We start from the raw sequence: 15,567 nt of genomic DNA on the forward strand, positions 1-15,567 counted from the left end.
CGGCCGGGCGTTGCAACGGCTATGCTAGCAGCCCCACCTCCAGACACTCTCCTATAGGGGAACGGCTTCGCGCTATAAATCAGCCAGCTCCAGGCGCAAATTGCGGCGGGCAGTATCTTCTAACCGCTGCCGAAACTCGGGCGTGCGGTAGAGGGTAGGCGCGGCCAACATCTTTTCCAGCACCTTGCGCCGACCGGGGCGGTAGAGCATGTCCGGAATCAAACGGTATTCCTGCCGGATCTGGCGGGCGTACTGCCAATAATCAGCCTCGGGTGCACCCAGGATTTGCAGATCGGCATCCAGGAAAAACGCCAGATCGGCATCTGGGGCGGAAATCGGTTGGGTGTGGTCTTTGGTGCGCTCGATAAGGTAGGCCACTCGCTGCCGCTGTTTGGTAGACAAGCTGGTTTTCTCTAGAAAGTCCAGCGCCAGCCGGGCACTGCGTTCCTCATTGTCGGAGCGACGGGCACTGTACACGGCATCATGAAACCAGATGGCAAGCTGCACCACCATGGGGTCTTGCAAGGTAGAAGTGTGGCGCTCAGCAACATCTAGCAACGCCCGCACATGGTGTAAGGTATGATAGTGCCGGTCGGAAGCAGAATAGGCGGCGCTCAGCTGCTCGTAGGTAGCGGTGCGGGTCGCTTCATCAGGCAGTAGAGGTGCTGTCAGCTGGTGCCAGCGGTTGGATAGGGTAGAATTCGTCACATCAATCAACGTCAGTAAGCAGTCTACTCCCTACAAAAAATGATGCCTGATTAGTTCTTAGTAGGCACGCCGTAGGGATTTACTCGGCGTTTTTCCAAAAAGCGTTCGGGCGCCGACAGCGGCGTGAAGCCAAACTGCTGGTACAGCCCATGCGCATCCACAGTAGCCAGCATGTGCCGGCGCTGGTCTTTCAGCTCCGGGTGCGTCCATATCACCTCCATCAGCCATTTCGACAAGCCCCTACCCCGGAACTCGGGCAGTACAAATACGTCGCAGAGCCAGGCAAAGGTGGCCCGGTCTGTTATGACGCGGGCAAAGCCTGCCTGCCGGCCATCGGGCGCAAACAGCCCGAAGTTGAGCGAGTTGGCAATGGCGCGCTCCAGCGTTTCCAGCGGCATATTGGTGGCCCAGTACGAGTCTTCGGTCAGGTAGTGATGAATGGCGGCTACGTCCAGCTCGGTAGGGTCAGTGCTGATGCGGAAGCCGTCGGGGTTGGTGTGGGAGTGCATAAGATGTAGCGCGAAGCTCTGCTTCGCGTTTCGGTGAATGGTAGTCGTTGTTTCGGCTGCAACATCAGCAACGACGCGCGAAGCAGAGCTTCGCGTTACTGAAACAGCGGCGGGTGCTTTTCGTCGAAGTCCGTGGCGTCCTGGTAGGCTTTTGCCAGGGCCAGCAGCTTGCCTTCCTCGTAGAGCTGGCCAGTGAAGGTGATTGTGCTGGGTAGGCCATTTTGCCGGAAGCCGTTGGGCACGGCCACGGCGGGGTGGCCGGTGAGGTTGGTGATGGTAAGGCTGGCGCTGCTGGTCGGCGCCAGGTAGAGGTCCAGGCCTTGCAGCTTCTGGTCCATGGCCTCGATGAGCAAAGTGCGGGCGCGCTGAGCCTGGATGTACTCCACCGCCGGCACAAAGCGCGACGACCGGAACGTGTTGGGCCAGGCGTAGCGGTGTTGCTGCACCAACAGCCCGTCGCGGCCCGAGCGGGTGAGGTCGTCGAAGGCGGCGGCCCCCTCCACGGAGAGGCCGAAGCGCATGGCGCCGGCCGGTAGGGTAGGCAGCTCCAACGGCACCAGCTCCACGCCCAGCTTACGCAGCACTTCCAGGCTGGCCTGGTCGTTGGCTTTGGTAGGGTAGTCGCGGTCGAAATCGGCTTTCAGGTAGCCTACGCGCAGCTTTTTCACATCGATATCGAAGGCGTAGCGGAAGGGCGCGGGCGCTTGCAGGGTGGCCGGGTCGCGGGGATCGGGGCCGGCCAGGGCGGCCAGTACCAGGGCGCAGTCCTCGGCCGAGCGGGTAAGCGGACCGGCCTTGTCCATCGTCCAGCTAAGGGCCATAGCGCCAGCCCTACTGATGCGCCCGTAGGTAGGGCGCAGGCCCGTGGTACCGCAAGCCGTGCTCGGGCTCACAATGGAACCCAACGTTTCGGTACCAATAGCAAACGGCACCAGCCCCGCCGCCACCGCCGATGCCGACCCCGCCGACGAGCCGCTGCTGCCCTCGCTCAGCTTCCACGGCGAGCGGGTTTTGCCCCCAAACCAGACGTCGCCCTGGGCCAGCGCACCCAGCGTGAACTTGGCCACCAGCACCGCCCCGGCCTGCGCCAGGCGTTCCACCACGGCCGAGTTTTCGTCCAGCGTCTGGTCTTTGTAGGGCATGGCGCCCCAGGTAGTTTTGTAGCCCTTGGCGCTGAACAGATCCTTCACCCCGAACGGAATGCCGTGCAGCGGCCCGCGGTACTTGCCGGCCCGTATTTCCTGGTCGGCCTGGCGGGCTTGCTGCAAGGCCAGCTCCTCGGTGAGGCTAATGACGCAGTGCAGCTGCGGGTCATACTTTTTGAGGCGGGCCAGGCAGAACTGCGTCAGCTCTTCCGACGACAGCTGCCGGGTGCGCAGCAGTTCGCCCAACTGGCGCACGGAATAGTAGGCCAGGTCGTCGCGGTTGGCAGGTAGCTTCATCCTGTCCATTTTGGGCAGCTTGCCGGCATCCGGTACGCGAACGGGCTGCATAGCCTGGCGGATGCGGAGTGGGCGCGGGTCGAAGGTTTCAGCGGGGGCTACGCTATTGGGCATATTCAGCTGACGCAGAGCTTCGTAGCTAGCGCGATTCTGCCGGAGGTTGCTGAGGGTAGAGTCGAGCTGGGCATCGGAGAAGTGCAGGCCCAGCAGGTCTTGGGCGGCTTGCACGGTAGCCAGCGTGATGGGCGGCAGCTCGGCCGGGCGCGTGGCGAAGGCACCCGCACCAAAGCAGGTCAGGCCCACAGCGAGGTAGGGTAAGGCTTTCATCATATGGATAGCGGAGGAGTGAGGGCGTGTAGTAGCAAAGCTACTCGCGGCGCTGACTTGCGCAAGCAACTCCTTGTTATTCTGACCGCAGCGAAAAAGCCAGATTGTTAGCGTTGATTTTCCGGGCTACCCGAACGATGTAGAGACGCATACTTGCGTCTCGTCGTTGAACGAAACAAGCAAGCGTCTCATCGTCCGCACCAAATGGCCAAAATCGTTCAACAACGAGACGTAAGCAAAAAGCTTTTGCACCCGCTTGGCGGCCAACGAAATCGTTTAACGATGAGACGCAAATATGCGTCTCTACATCGTTCGGGTAGCCATTCAACTCTTATGGAAGTAAGAGGCAGGAGAAAACATCAAGTGCAACTACCCTGTAGTTAAGGTAAGTATACCCTTTCCACAACCAACTACCCCTCCTCAACATGAAATACAACCTGTTAGGCAACACCGGCCTGAAAGTATCGGAGCTGTGCCTGGGCACCATGACCTTTGGTCAGACCGAAGGCCGCTTCAAGGCCATTGCCAAGGTAGACCAGAACGGCGCCGACGAGCTGCTGAAACGCTCCGTAGACGCGGGCATCAACTTCCTCGACACGGCCAATGTGTACTCCGAAGGCCAGTCGGAGGAGATGACCGGGCAGGCCATCCGCAACCTGGGCCTGAGCCGCAGCGAGCTGGTGGTAGCCACCAAAGTGCGCGGCAAAATGGGCGACGGACCTAACCAGGTAGGCCTCACCCGCAAGCACATCCTAGATCAGGCCGAAGCCAGCCTCAAGCGCCTCGGTACCGACTACATCGACCTCTACCAGATGCACAGCTATGACCCGCTGACGCCCTTCGAGGAAACCCTGCGGGCCTTCGACGACCTGGTGCGCAGCGGCAAGGTGCGCTACATCGGGGCCAGTAACGTGGCCGCCTGGCAGCTCATGAAAGCCCTGGGCACCTCCGAGCGCCTGCACCTGGAGAAGTTCGTGTCGCTGCAAGCCTACTACACCGTGGCCGGGCGCGACCTGGAGCGGGAGCTGGTGCCGCTGCTGCAAGACCAAAAGGTAGGGCTGATGGTGTGGAGCCCGCTGGCCGGCGGCCTGCTCAGCGGCAAGTATAGCCGCGAGAAGCAAGAAGGCGAAGACGGCCGCCGCGCCAACTTCGATTTCCCGCCCGTGAACCGCGACCGGGCCTTCGACATTCTGGACCTGCTGCACCCCATGGCCGAGCAAAAAGGCGCTTCCGTGGCGCAACTGTCGCTGGCGTGGCTGCTGCACCAGCCGGTGGTCACCAGCATCATCATCGGCGCCAGCAAAATGTCGCAGCTCGAAGACAACCTGAAATCGGTGGACGTGCAGTTCTCCGAGGAAGAATTGAAGAAGCTGACCGACGCTAGCAAGTTGCCTGCTGAGTACCCCGGTTGGATGCTGGACATGACCGGTCAGGATCGGCAGAAGTAGGTTTTCATTTGTCATCCTGAGCGCAGCGAAGGACCTTATCACGTTTGAACGAGTCGTTAATACGTCGGTCGTTCAAACGTGATAAGGTCCTTCGCTGCGCTCAGGATGACAGATTTTTCAACAAAATCCCTACCCCTCCCCCAATTGATGCCGCTCGTTGCGGACGGCGTTGGCGAGGTTCCACTCTACCTCGTGCGCGAAGGCGTGCTGGCGCACGGGGCACTCGGGCATGTGGCAGAGCGAGCAGGCGCGGAAGGTGCAGGGGTCGGCGTGCACGAACATTTCCACCTCCGCGTCGGCGTGCTGGCGCATGAGGGTTTCAATCTTATTCAGCTCGTTGTGAATGGCTTCGAGGCTGAAATAATACGGCATCTGCATGTGGCAGTCGATGTGCAGGTTGGCGCCGTAGCGCTGCACGCGCAGGTTGTGCACGTCTATCCAGGCGGGCTGGCGGTGGCGCTGTAGCTCGGCCACTACTTCGGCCACCGTGGCCGCGTCCGACTCATCCATCAGCGCCGAAGCAGAGCTGCGCAGCATCTTGTAGCCGTTCACCACAATCACCACGCCCAGCAGCAGCGCCGCCAGCGTATCAAACAGCACAATGCCGGTGAAAAACACCAGCAGCAGCGCTGCGCACGACACCAGCGAGGTCAGCGCGTCAATATACAAGTGCTGTCCGTCGCCGACCAGCGCGGCCGATTTCAGACGCTTGCCCTCGCGCACCAGCAGGTAGCCTACCCCCAGATTGATGATGCCCGCCGCGGCCAGCAGCCATACGCCCAGGTCGGGCGCGGCTACGGCGTGCGGCTCGAAGAGCGTGCGCGTGGCACTGTAGAAAATATAGAGGCCGGCAAACAAGATCAGTCCGCCCTCGAAGCCTACTGATAGGTGCTCGATTTTGCCGTGGCCGTAGGGATGGTTTTCGTCTTTGGGTAGGCTAGCCAGGTAGATGCTGTAGAAGGCAAACCCGCTGGTAAAGACGTTGATAATCGACTCCAGCGCGTCCGTCAGCACCACCTGCGAGCCAGTGGCAAAGTAGGCGTAGAACTTGAGCGCCACCAGCGCCACGCTCACCACCAACGACAGCAGGCCCAGACGGTTTTTGGTTTTCTTATCAAGCATAGGGAGGGGAGCAACGGCAAAAAGGGCCACAAAATTCCGCGAAAAAAACCACTTCTGCTTTCAGCGAAACTTTTATCCTACTTTTCCACGTATTTATAGACGCTTAAATTAATTTTTAGGTTTATCTAAAAAAGATAGCTAGCTTTCGTAACGCATCTGTTTCAAGTCGTTTATGCCTCCACGCTTACAGGATTCTCCTGCTTCCTTCGCGCCTGCCCCTACCCCCACCGACGCCCCCGAGGCCGGCTGGCGGCACGCCCGGCGTGCCAATTCTCTACCCGAGGTACACGGCACCATTAAAGTGCCCGGCGCCAACGCTTCGTTCTGGCGCAAGCTGCTGGCCTTTGGCGGGCCGGGCCTGATGGTGGCCGTGGGCTACATGGACCCCGGCAACTGGGCCACCGACATTGAGGGCGGCGCCCGCTACGGCTACACGCTGCTATCGGTGATTCTGATTTCCAACTTCTTCGCCATGCTCTTGCAGCACCTGGCGGCCAAGCTCGGCATCGTAACCGGGCGCGACCTGGCCCAGGCCTGCCGCGACCATTACTCCCGGCCGGTGTCGTTGGTGCTGTGGGTACTCTGCGAAATTGCCATTGCCGCCTGCGATTTGGCTGAGGTCATTGGCTCGGCCATTGCCCTCAACCTGCTCTTCGGCCTACCCCTCACCTGGGGCGTGGCCCTCACCATCCTCGATGTGATGGTAGTGCTGCTGTTCCAGAACAAAGGCTTCCGGGCGCTGGAAAGCATTGTGGCGGGCCTGATGGTGGTGATTTTCGTGTGCTTTATCTACGAAGTGGTGGTGTCGCACCCCGACTACTTTGCGCTAGCGCAAGGCCTAGTGCCTCAGCCCCAGATCGTGACCAATCCGCACATGCTCTACATTGCCATTGGTATTCTGGGCGCCACCGTGATGCCGCACAACCTCTACCTGCACTCCAGCATTGTGCAAACGCGGCAGATCGAGCAAACGGAACCCGGCAAGCGCATGGCCATCAAGTTTGCTACCATCGACAGCACGGTGTCGCTGCTGCTGGCGTTTTTCGTGAACGGGGCTATCCTGGTGACGTCGGCCGCGGCCTTCCACTACAACGGCTACCGCGACGTGGCCGACATTACGGACGCGCATCAGCTGCTGGCGCCGGTTCTGGGCGCGGGTGCGGCCAGCGTGCTGTTTGCGGTGGCGCTGCTGGCTTCGGGTCAAAACTCTACTCTCACGGGCACGCTGGCGGGCCAGATTGTGATGGAAGGCTTCCTGGATCTGAAGCTGAAACCCTGGATGCGCCGCCTCATTACGCGCAGCATTGCCGTGGTACCGGCCTTTGTGGTCACGGTGCTGTACGGGGAACACGGCACCAGCGAATTGCTGGTGCTCAGCCAAGTCATCCTGTCATTCCAGCTCAGCTTTGCCGTGATACCCTTGGTGCTCTTCACGGGTAGCAAGCTCAAAATGGGCGTGTTCGTGAACAAGCCGTGGCTGCAAGCCACGGCCTGGGCCGTGTCGGCCATCATCGTGGTTCTGAACGTGTACCTATTGGTGCAGACGTTTATAGGGTAATCCATACGGCGTCGTGGTGGGCTGGCTCACCACGACGTTTTTTTTGGTTTTAAAATTTAGGTTAATCTAAATATATTTTTCACAGGCTTTAAATATGAAACAGCTTTTCCTTCTGCTTTGGGTATTGATGATGGGGAGCGAGGCGCTGGCGCAACTGGCCACGGCTACTATCCGAGGGCAGGTGCGGGCGGCGGGGCAGCCCTTGGAGCAAGTGACGGTGGCGCTGGTGGGAACCACGGCGGGCAGCACCACCAATGCCCAGGGGCGCTACGAGCTGCGCCAGGCACCGGCCGGCGCCGCCGAAATCGTGTTTTCGTTTGTGGGCTACCAGCCGGTGCGGCGGCGCGTGACGATATCCCCCGGCCAAACCTTGGTACTGGATGCTACCCTGACTGCCACTCTCGCGGCCTTGGATGAGGTGATTGTGACGGGCGTATCGCGCGCAACGGAGCTGCGCCGCAGCCCCGTGCCGGTAGCGGCCCTCAACCGCCGCGACATCAACCTGAACGCCAACGGCAACGTGATTGACGCGGCCGTGCGGGGCGTACCCGGCCTGAATGCCGTTACCACCGGCCCCAACATCAGCAAGCCGTTCATCCGGGGGCTGGGCTACAACCGCGTGCTGACGATGTACAATGGCCTGCGCCAGGAGGGCCAGCAGTGGGGCGACGAACACGGTATCGAGGTAGATCAGTATGACATTGAGCGTATTGAAGTGGTGAAAGGCCCCGCCAGCCTCATCTACGGCTCCGATGCCGTGGCCGGGGTGGTAAACCTCCTACCCCGCCGCCCCGACGACGGCCCCGAGGGCCAGCTCCACGGCGACGCCCTCACGGAATATCAAACCAATAACCACCTGCTGGGTGCGTCGGTGGGGTTGCGCTACCACCGCGCCGGCTGGCACTATGGTGGCCGCGCTTCCTACCGCCTGGCCCAGAACTACCGCAACCCGGTGGACGACCGCGTGTATGGCACCGCCTTCCGGGAGCTGAACGCGACGGCCACGGCCGGGGTAGATAAAACCTGGGGCAGTTCCGATTGGTCGGTGACGCTCTACGACAACCACCAGGAAATTCCCGACGGTAGCCGCGACTCTCTGAGTCGGCGCTTCACGCGGCAGGTGCTGGACGAGGGCGACGACATCCGCAACCGGCCGGTGGTGCCTGAGGATGAGCTTTCCACTTATCGGCTGAATCCGCTGTACCAGCGCATTCAGCACTACCGCCTGCTCACGCGCAACCGCTTCCGGGTGGGGGCGGGCGAGGTGCACGCGCTGCTGGGCGTGCAGCAAAACCGCCGCCGCGAGTATAATCACCCTACCCTACCCCAGCAGCCGGGCCTGAGCGTGCAGCTCACCACCTACAATTACGACCTGCGCTACGCCGCCCCTACCCTGCTGGGCGTGGAGGCCACGGCCGGCCTGAACGGCATGGCCCAGCGCAACCGCAACCAGGACGCCACCGATTTTCCTATTCCTGATTATCAGTTGTTTGACATCGGCGGCTACCTGCATCTGAAGAAAACCTTTGGCCGCCTCGACCTGGCCGGCGGCCTGCGCTACGACACGCGCCACCTCACCTGGAACGACTTCTACGTGGGGCCGAACCCCGCCACGGGCTTTGCGCAACGGGTGCCGGCCGCGCCGGGTAGGGAGCCGCAGTTTGCGGCGTTTGGGCGCTGGTACCGGGGCGTGTCGGCCAGCGTGGGGGGTACCTATGCGCTGGGCGAGCGGTACGTGCTGCGCGCCAACGTGGCGCGGGGCTACCGGGCGCCCAACATCACGGAGGTAGGCTCCAACGGCCTTGACCCCGGCGCCCACATCGTGTACCTCGGCAACCGCACCTTCGACCCCGAATTCAGCCTGCAACAAGACCTGGGCCTGGCCGCCCGCCTGCCCTGGGCCGACCTGAGCGTGGACGCTTTCCACAACCGCATCACGGGCTACATCTACCAGGCCCGCCTCACCGACGCCAACGGCCAGCCCGTGGAGCTGGTGCCCGGCAACGCCACCTACCAATATCAGCAGAGCGGCGCCCGCCTCTACGGCGCCGAACTCACGGCCAATCTGCACCCCACGGCCCTACCCGGCTTCGTGCTCAATAACAGCCTGGCCTATGTGGTGGGCCTCAACCAAAACAGCGCCTTACGCGCCCTGGAAGGCAACGCGGCCAAGTATCTGCCCTTCATTCCGCCCCTGCACGTGCGTTCCGAGGCGCGCTACACCACGCCCCGCCCGCTCGGCCCGCTGCACGCCACCTACGTGCGTGCCACCCTGGACTTCAACGCCGCCCAAAACCGCTTCTACGCCGTAGACAACACCGAAACCCGCACGGCCGGCTACACGCTGCTGGGTCTGGGCGCGGGCACTACCTTCCGCAGCGGGCAACGCGAGGTAGCGCAGCTATTTGTGCAGGTGGATAATGTGCTAAATGTGGCGTACCAGTCGCACCTAAACCGGCTGAAATACTTCGAGTACTACAGCGCGTCGCCCAATGGCCGCTCAGGCATTTATAATCAGGGTAGGAATGTGAGCGTGAAGGTGGTGGTGCCTTTTTGAGGATACCGCATTAAATTGAAAAGAACGTCATTCTGAGCGGAGTGAAGAATCTCACGTGCTTCGGTAATTCCCCTACTCCCGCACTCGCTCGGCTATACCGAGTGAGATTCAACGCTCAAGCAGCTCTGCTGCGCGCGTCTGTCTGATGTTAGCACGACCTTATCCAAACGGCGCGGCCGGATTCGGGGCACAGCCCCTCAGACGTAGGGCTCACTCGGCATAGCCGAGCGAGTGCGAGGGGCGGTAGCATTGCGCAGGGCTATTTACTTCCCGCCCGTTACCGACGTCACCGAAAACTCCTCAAACGTCACCGGGAAGCCTTTGCCGTCGGGGGCGGCGCACATGAGGCCAATCTGTACTTTCTTACCTGGCGTGGGCGGGAAGTAGGCCAGGCGCAGCATCTTAAACTCCTTGTTGTCGAAGGAGTACTGAATTTCCACGTAGTCGCCTTTGCGTAGCAGTGTGAGCCACATGGCCTTGGGGCTGTCCTGCCGCGGCACCACCGACCAGTCGGACACCTCGCGGGTGACCACGGCGCTGACGTTCTGCACGCCCTTCACGTACTCAATGCCCGTCTTAATCCAGTTCTTTTCATCCAGCCGAATCATGAGGCCGGCCTGGTCATACAGCTCTTTGTACTGACCCACTACCTTCACTTTCGCCAGAAAATCACCTTCCTGCTCCTGGTAGAAGAAGTGGCCGTTGTCGCGGATGAAGCCGTAATGCGTTACGCGCCAGAAATCGGTGCCGCCGTCTACCTGTACTTGTATTTTGTTGGCCGCTACGGTCGATTTTTTGGGAGCGTTTAGCCAGCGCATGTTGGAGAAGGATTGAGCCGTAGCCGTGAAAGCCAGAAAGAGCGAAAGGGTAGCGAGCAGAAGGGTTTTCATGGGTTGGGGTAGGGTAGAAAATATTCAAAGAACGTCATTCTGAGCAGAGCGAAGAATCTCGCGTGCTTTGGTAATCCCCTGCTGATTGGGAGTAGCGATGCACGCGAGATTCTTCGCTCCGCTCAGAATGACGTTCTATATTAGTGTCAACACCTATTATCTAATTCACTACCAGCGTCATCATGGAGTGCGGCAGGCTGACGGTGGGCGCGGCCTGACCTTTGATCCAGAGGCTGAACTCCTGCTTTTTGTCGCTGTCGTTCATCACGACCACGACTACTTTGCCGTCGGGGTTTACGAAGGCCGTGGCCGAGAGCCAGTCGCGGGTGGAGGCCACGGCAATGCGCTTGGCGCCGGGGCGCACAAACTTGGAGATGTGCCCGATGTAGTAGAACGAGTTGGTGTAGGTGAGCTTGCCGGTGCGCGTGTCGGCGTGCACGGGGGCGTAGCAGAAGTTGCCTACGTGGTTGGGGCCGCCTTTTTCGTCGAGCAGGATGTTCCAATCGGTCCAGGCCACGGTGCCGGCGTTGAAGTCGTTGATCATGGAGCGACCGTACCGCTCGCCTAGTTTCCAGTCGCCGATGTTGTCGAGCTTGAACTGCTCTACGCAACCCTCCGTGAACACCAGGTTTTTGCTGGGGTAGGTTTCGTGCACGCGGCGCAGGTTGTCGAACAGCTGGCCGCTGCCGGTCCAGGTTTCGTACCAGTGAAAGCCCAGGCCCCAGAAATACTGGCTGGCCTCGGGGTCATCAAACAAGGTGCTGGCCCGCTGGAATATCTGGTCGCGGTTGTGGTCCCAACCGATGAGCTTCTTGTCACCCAAGCCGTTTTTCTTGAGGGTAGGCCCCAGGAAGTTCTTCACGAAGTCGCGCTCTTCCTCGGCCGAGTACACGCACGACTCCCAGGTTTGCCTGGCCATGGGCTCGTTTTGCACCGTGAGGCCCCAAATTGGAATACCCTGACGTTCATATTCTTTGATAAACTTCACGTAGTGGTTGGCCCAGGCCTGGCGGTACTCAGGCAGCAGCTTGCCGCCCTTCACCAGGCTGTGGTTGTCCTTCATCCAGGCGGGCGGGCTCCAGGGGCTCACAAACAGGGGCAGCTTGCCGCCAGCCGCCGCCGTGGCCTGCTTGATGAACGGAATCCGGTACTGCTCGTCGTGCTTCACGCTGAAGGTTTTCAGCTCCTTGTCGTTGTCGGCCACGTAGGTGTAGCTTTCCGTGGAGAAGTCGCAGCTGGCAATGTTGGTGCGGGCCAGGGTGTAGCCAATGCCTTTGGTAGGGCTGTAGTAAGCCTCCAACAGCTCCTTTTGCTGGGCTTTGGGCAGCTTGGCAAACACCTCGGCTGAGGCGTCGGTGAGGGCGCCGCCGATGCCGGTGAGCGACTGAAACGTGTGGGTAGGATCCACGAACAGGCACACCTGGGTTTCCAGCGGCTGACCCATGGGCTGAAAGCTGAGGTCATTGTCGGCCTTGGTGAGGCGCAGTTGGGTATCGGCGGCGGTGGTGTATACCTGCACCTTTTTGCTAGCAGCGGAGTAGGTTTTGGGAGCCGGTGCGGGGGCCGACTTGGTGGCTTTTTGAGCAGTGGCACTGTGCGCGCTTAGCGCACCAACAGCCAGCAGCGATAAAAGAATGTTACGCATGGGGTAGGAGTGGGAAATGAACAGCACCGGCAACGGCAGAAGGGACAAAGACTGTCTGCTTTGCCGCCAGTTGCCTGCAAATTGCTCAAATTCTCCGCGAGCAACTGCATTTGCGCCTGCCGCATGGCCATAGAGACAGGGCAGAGCACCCAAAAATCAACTAAGCGCATTATTCCCCGTAGTAGGGCTGCCTATGACCCGACTCTACTCCCTCCTATCAGCCGCGTGGCTCCTGCTGGCGTGCCTGCCCGCGGCCCAGGCCCAGACCACCGACTCTATTACGGTAGTGAAAAGCCGGTACTCGCTTTCCCGGCCGGTGCCGCGCTCCTTGATGCGCCCCCTCACGCCCGACCGCCCCGGCGTGACGGAAAGCCCTATTACGGTAGATGCGGGCCACGTGCAATTTGAAACCGACCTGGGCCGGCTGATTGATAGCAAACCGAGCGTGGTACCACGCCACCGCACTATTCGGGCCGATGCCTTTGTGCTGAAGATGGGCCTCACCAACCGCACCGATGTGCAGCTGTTTCTCGATGCCTACGAGTGGGACCGCACCTTTGCTACCGACACCAGCGCCACCCAGCGCCACCGTGGTTTCGGCGACATCACGCTGCGCGTGAAGCATAACTTTATTGGCAATGATAGCGCTAGCGGACCGCTGTCGGTGGGGCTGATTGGCTATGTGCGCTTGCCTACTGGCGGCCCACAGGGCGCGGGCGGTTTCGAGTATGGCGTGCTCCTACCCGCTACCTACGTCCTCAACGACAACTGGAACCTAAGTGCCCAGCTACCCGCTCGCCTCGTCTTCGACCGCGACGCTGGCCGGCACTATGTCGAAACAGCACCTTCTATCAACCTCGACCACTCGTTTAAGCCCTGGCTCACAGGTTTTGTGGAGCTAGTAGCCACGCACGACTTTCGCACCGCCCGCTGGGAAGAGGCCGTGAACGTGGGGCCGGTATTCTTCGTGGGCAAAAACATTCAGTTTGACTTCGGTCGTCATTTTGCCCTCACCCGTGAGGCCGACCGGGAGTATTTCGTGGGGTTTGTGGTGCGGAGATAGGGTAGGAAAGGCAGCGTGTTGATTAGATACGGATACTATTATGCCCTACCTTTAAGGCATCTGATTTTATCCTTATCCTTTTTCGAAATGAAGCTACTTCTACCCGCCACGCTGCTGGCCCTATCCCTGGCTGCCTGCCAGAAAGAAAAAGATGCTACCCCCGAGCTAGCGCCTACCGAAACCGCCGACTGGTACGTCCTGCGTGCTCCCGACGACCGCGCCATTGAAGCCGTAGCCGGCGACATCGACGGGACATTGGTCATTACCACCCGCTTCACTATTTATTGCACAAAAGACCGCGGCAAAACCTGGCAGCAAGCTGATTACAAGAGTAACGCGGGCCTGTTTGGCTTTTTACAGCAACAGGATACCCTGTTTACAATGAGTGCGGGGTACACAAGGGGAGGCGATAACACAGAATACGCTACTTCTCCCTCCCACTTTAGCCTAGATCAGGGCGCGACGTGGCGGCCCTACCGCAACTGGCGCCGTGCTAATTTTGAACCGCGCGTGCCTCGTAATCAGGCCACCGCCTCTTCGGGCACAGTGTATAGCATCGAGTATCTGCTGACGCCCCTTTCGCCCAACTCCAGCAGTTCGCGCGTCGACTACATCGGCATCCAAACGTCTACGGGTCAGCACCTGACGCTGCCACAGGATCATCAGATTACCAGTATTGCCTTCGATACCAAGTCCCGGCTCTACGTCACGGCCTCGGCGCCGCTGTGCGGCGGGCGGGAGACTTTTCAATACTGCAACAAGTCAAACGGGATGCTGTACGTATCGAAGAAGCCGCAGCTTTAAGCGGATTTAGCACTCCTGCTTTTTCTTCAGCTTCTGACGAAAAACCCTGTTTAAGTGCACAAGAAAGCCCCGCCGGTGAATACTGACGGGGCTTTTTCTATAGCTTTTCGTTGTATCAGGCGCTATACGCGGGGCGTATCGGTAGCTACGCTACGGGTTTCGGCGTGCCAGTCGGTGATGAACCACACCAGCAGAAAGACCACCCCCGAGGCCATGAAGAGGTTGCGGGCAGTCAGGTTGTCGTCGGCAAAGCCAAACAGCCAGGGCGAAACCAGGAAAACCAGGCCGCTCACCAGCTCCAACCGGCCGTGCACCAGAAACGGAATCATTTTGAGCACACCCATGGGGAAGGCCGTGAGCAGCGTGATGAGCAGGTAGCCGGCGGCCAGCACATAGCAAACCGTGGCATAGGTGCCAGTGAACCCAAACATGGTAGGGGCCAAAGCAAAAAAGGCAACCGTGAGGTAGTCGAGTATACCGTGTGCGGTCGGTGACAGAATTTTCATAAGGTGAAGCGTTTTGGTGATAAAAACAGCGTGTATCTCCTTCTACGGCCTTGATAATCAATGGATATTGTCGAGCTATTACTTTTTCACCCGCCTCGATTTTCTACCCTTCAGCTTGGCTACATGGCTTGCGGCGCAGCTTACACTACCCCATGAAGACACAAGCAGCCGCTTTCATATGCTGCTCGGCGTAGTGGCTGCGGCCCCTCGTAAATAGCTCCATCACCTCGCAGACAAAGTTTTCGTTGGGATGCTGATGCTGCTTTCTATTTTGCTGGCTGTTCAGGAATTGCAGTATAGCCGACTCTTGGCTTACAGCCAGCAGCAAGTCGCCAAACCTGCCCAGGGTCTGGCCGGCGGCCACGTCATGGGGGCGTCGGCCAAAACCGGCACGCCAGCATACATGCTGGACTTGCTGCTGCGCCATAACACCGCTGCCACGTGACGGCCATTGGGCGCCTACCTTCTCCAGAGGCTTACTTACCCAGGACGCTGCTGTCCTTTGATTTTCAGCCAGGACACAACCTTGTCCGACTTTCCGCGGTAACATCACAAAACCACACCTTTCTTATTCTTCCCGCGATGAAACGTCTTCTTTCCACAGTTGCCGCTGCTGCACTCCTCACTGCCACACTGGGCTCTTGCCGTAGCCATACCACCGACGAGACCTACCAGGCTGGTGGTAACGGCAACCCCGAAACCACTGCCCAGCAAGAGCAACTCTCGCCCCGCGTAGATGCGCCCAACAACGCCGGCATGGCCGATAGCGCTGGTAATGCCAGTGGCGCTGGCACCACAGGGGGTAGCACTACTGGTACCACAGGTGGCACTACTAGCAGCATGGGTACCACAGGCGGTAGCACTACCGGCAGCACAGGGGGTAGCATGAGCACTACCGGCAGCAACTAAGCAACTGGTTATCAAAAAGTACGCGTAGCCCGTCATGCTCAGTACCGTTGTGGCCTCACTACCACTTCATCGGATGCAC

Annotated in this window: 15 protein-coding genes; 7 read left to right on the plus strand and 8 right to left on the minus strand. The window is 59.9% G+C overall.

The genetic code is table 11. The features are described 5' to 3' along the window. Nucleotides 1-72: 72 nt before the first annotated feature. The 3 genes from H8B15_RS13160 to H8B15_RS13170 form a co-directional block, all read right to left on the minus strand. A complete protein-coding gene (locus H8B15_RS13160) occupies nucleotides 73-708 on the minus strand; it encodes an HD domain-containing protein (RefSeq protein ID WP_187320154.1) in 636 nt (211 codons plus the stop codon). Nucleotides 709-758: 50 nt separating this feature from the next. After that, nucleotides 759-1,217 carry a GNAT family N-acetyltransferase gene (locus H8B15_RS13165; RefSeq protein ID WP_187320155.1) on the minus strand — a complete coding sequence of 153 codons (459 nt, stop codon included), beginning with the start codon at nucleotides 1,215-1,217 and terminating at the stop codon, nucleotides 759-761. A gap of 95 nt (nucleotides 1,218-1,312) precedes the next feature. Beyond that, nucleotides 1,313-2,989: an amidase gene (locus tag H8B15_RS13170; protein ID WP_187320156.1), complete on the minus strand. Its 1,677-nt coding sequence runs from the start codon at nucleotides 2,987-2,989 to the stop codon at nucleotides 1,313-1,315. 422 nt (nucleotides 2,990-3,411) lie between these two features. Between H8B15_RS13170 and H8B15_RS13175 the strand changes: the two genes are divergently transcribed. Further along, entirely contained in the window at nucleotides 3,412-4,434 is a 1,023-nt protein-coding gene (locus H8B15_RS13175) for an aldo/keto reductase (protein ID WP_187320157.1), read from the plus strand. 129 nt (nucleotides 4,435-4,563) lie between these two features. On the opposite strand, the gene H8B15_RS13180 is transcribed toward H8B15_RS13175, so the two are convergent. Beyond that, the gene (locus H8B15_RS13180; RefSeq protein ID WP_187320158.1) at nucleotides 4,564-5,556 is read right to left on the minus strand and encodes a cation diffusion facilitator family transporter; all 993 of its coding nucleotides are present in this window, start codon (nucleotides 5,554-5,556) and stop codon (nucleotides 4,564-4,566) included. 172 nt (nucleotides 5,557-5,728) lie between these two features. Here H8B15_RS13180 and H8B15_RS13185 point away from each other — a divergent pair, with 172 nt between their 5' ends. Together H8B15_RS13185 and H8B15_RS13190 are read left to right on the plus strand one after the other, a co-directional pair. Beyond that, nucleotides 5,729-7,114 (plus strand): Nramp family divalent metal transporter, encoded by a 1,386-nt coding sequence (locus H8B15_RS13185; protein ID WP_187320159.1) that lies wholly within the window; start codon nucleotides 5,729-5,731, stop codon nucleotides 7,112-7,114. A gap of 94 nt (nucleotides 7,115-7,208) precedes the next feature. Next, nucleotides 7,209-9,671: a TonB-dependent receptor gene (locus H8B15_RS13190; RefSeq protein ID WP_187320160.1), complete on the plus strand. Its 2,463-nt coding sequence runs from the start codon at nucleotides 7,209-7,211 to the stop codon at nucleotides 9,669-9,671. A 263-nt stretch (nucleotides 9,672-9,934) separates the two neighbouring features. Here H8B15_RS13190 and H8B15_RS13195 read toward each other — a convergent pair whose 3' ends face one another. Together H8B15_RS13195 and H8B15_RS13200 are read right to left on the minus strand one after the other, a co-directional pair. Next, on the minus strand, nucleotides 9,935-10,561 hold the full coding sequence (locus H8B15_RS13195) for a DUF1349 domain-containing protein (RefSeq protein WP_246455463.1): 627 nt from the start codon (nucleotides 10,559-10,561) through the stop codon (nucleotides 9,935-9,937). A 160-nt stretch (nucleotides 10,562-10,721) separates the two neighbouring features. Next, complete coding sequence (locus H8B15_RS13200; protein ID WP_187320161.1) at nucleotides 10,722-12,206, minus strand: glycoside hydrolase family 30 protein; 1,485 nt, start codon at nucleotides 12,204-12,206, stop codon at nucleotides 10,722-10,724. A 193-nt stretch (nucleotides 12,207-12,399) separates the two neighbouring features. On the opposite strand from H8B15_RS13200, the gene H8B15_RS13205 reads away from it, so the two are divergent. Both H8B15_RS13205 and H8B15_RS13210 read left to right on the plus strand, forming a co-directional pair. Then, nucleotides 12,400-13,269 (plus strand): transporter, encoded by an 870-nt coding sequence (locus tag H8B15_RS13205; RefSeq protein WP_187320162.1) that lies wholly within the window; start codon nucleotides 12,400-12,402, stop codon nucleotides 13,267-13,269. 87 nt (nucleotides 13,270-13,356) lie between these two features. Continuing rightward, complete coding sequence (locus H8B15_RS13210) at nucleotides 13,357-14,073, plus strand: hypothetical protein (protein ID WP_187320163.1); 717 nt, start codon at nucleotides 13,357-13,359, stop codon at nucleotides 14,071-14,073. Between the two features lie 122 nt (nucleotides 14,074-14,195). On the opposite strand, the gene H8B15_RS13215 is transcribed toward H8B15_RS13210, so the two are convergent. Both H8B15_RS13215 and H8B15_RS21040 read right to left on the minus strand, forming a co-directional pair. Beyond that, the gene (locus H8B15_RS13215) at nucleotides 14,196-14,579 is read right to left on the minus strand and encodes an SPW repeat domain-containing protein (protein WP_187320164.1); all 384 of its coding nucleotides are present in this window, start codon (nucleotides 14,577-14,579) and stop codon (nucleotides 14,196-14,198) included. 145 nt (nucleotides 14,580-14,724) lie between these two features. Next, nucleotides 14,725-14,925: a DUF1800 family protein gene (locus tag H8B15_RS21040; protein ID WP_246455470.1), complete on the minus strand. Its 201-nt coding sequence runs from the start codon at nucleotides 14,923-14,925 to the stop codon at nucleotides 14,725-14,727. Here H8B15_RS21040 and H8B15_RS21045 point away from each other — a divergent pair. Both H8B15_RS21045 and H8B15_RS13225 read left to right on the plus strand, forming a co-directional pair. Next, nucleotides 14,836-15,024, plus strand: a complete 189-nt coding sequence (locus tag H8B15_RS21045) for a hypothetical protein (RefSeq protein ID WP_246455484.1) — start codon at nucleotides 14,836-14,838, stop codon at nucleotides 15,022-15,024. The two genes, H8B15_RS21040 and H8B15_RS21045, sit on opposite strands and share 90 nt — an antisense overlap. Nucleotides 15,025-15,161: 137 nt before the next feature. Continuing rightward, on the plus strand, nucleotides 15,162-15,488 hold the full coding sequence (locus H8B15_RS13225; RefSeq protein WP_187320166.1) for a hypothetical protein: 327 nt from the start codon (nucleotides 15,162-15,164) through the stop codon (nucleotides 15,486-15,488). Nucleotides 15,489-15,567: the final 79 nt, after the last annotated feature.

Origin of the sequence: Hymenobacter citatus, from assembly GCF_014333615.1 — a bacterium.
In the GTDB taxonomy this organism is placed as follows: domain Bacteria; phylum Bacteroidota; class Bacteroidia; order Cytophagales; family Hymenobacteraceae; genus Hymenobacter; species Hymenobacter citatus.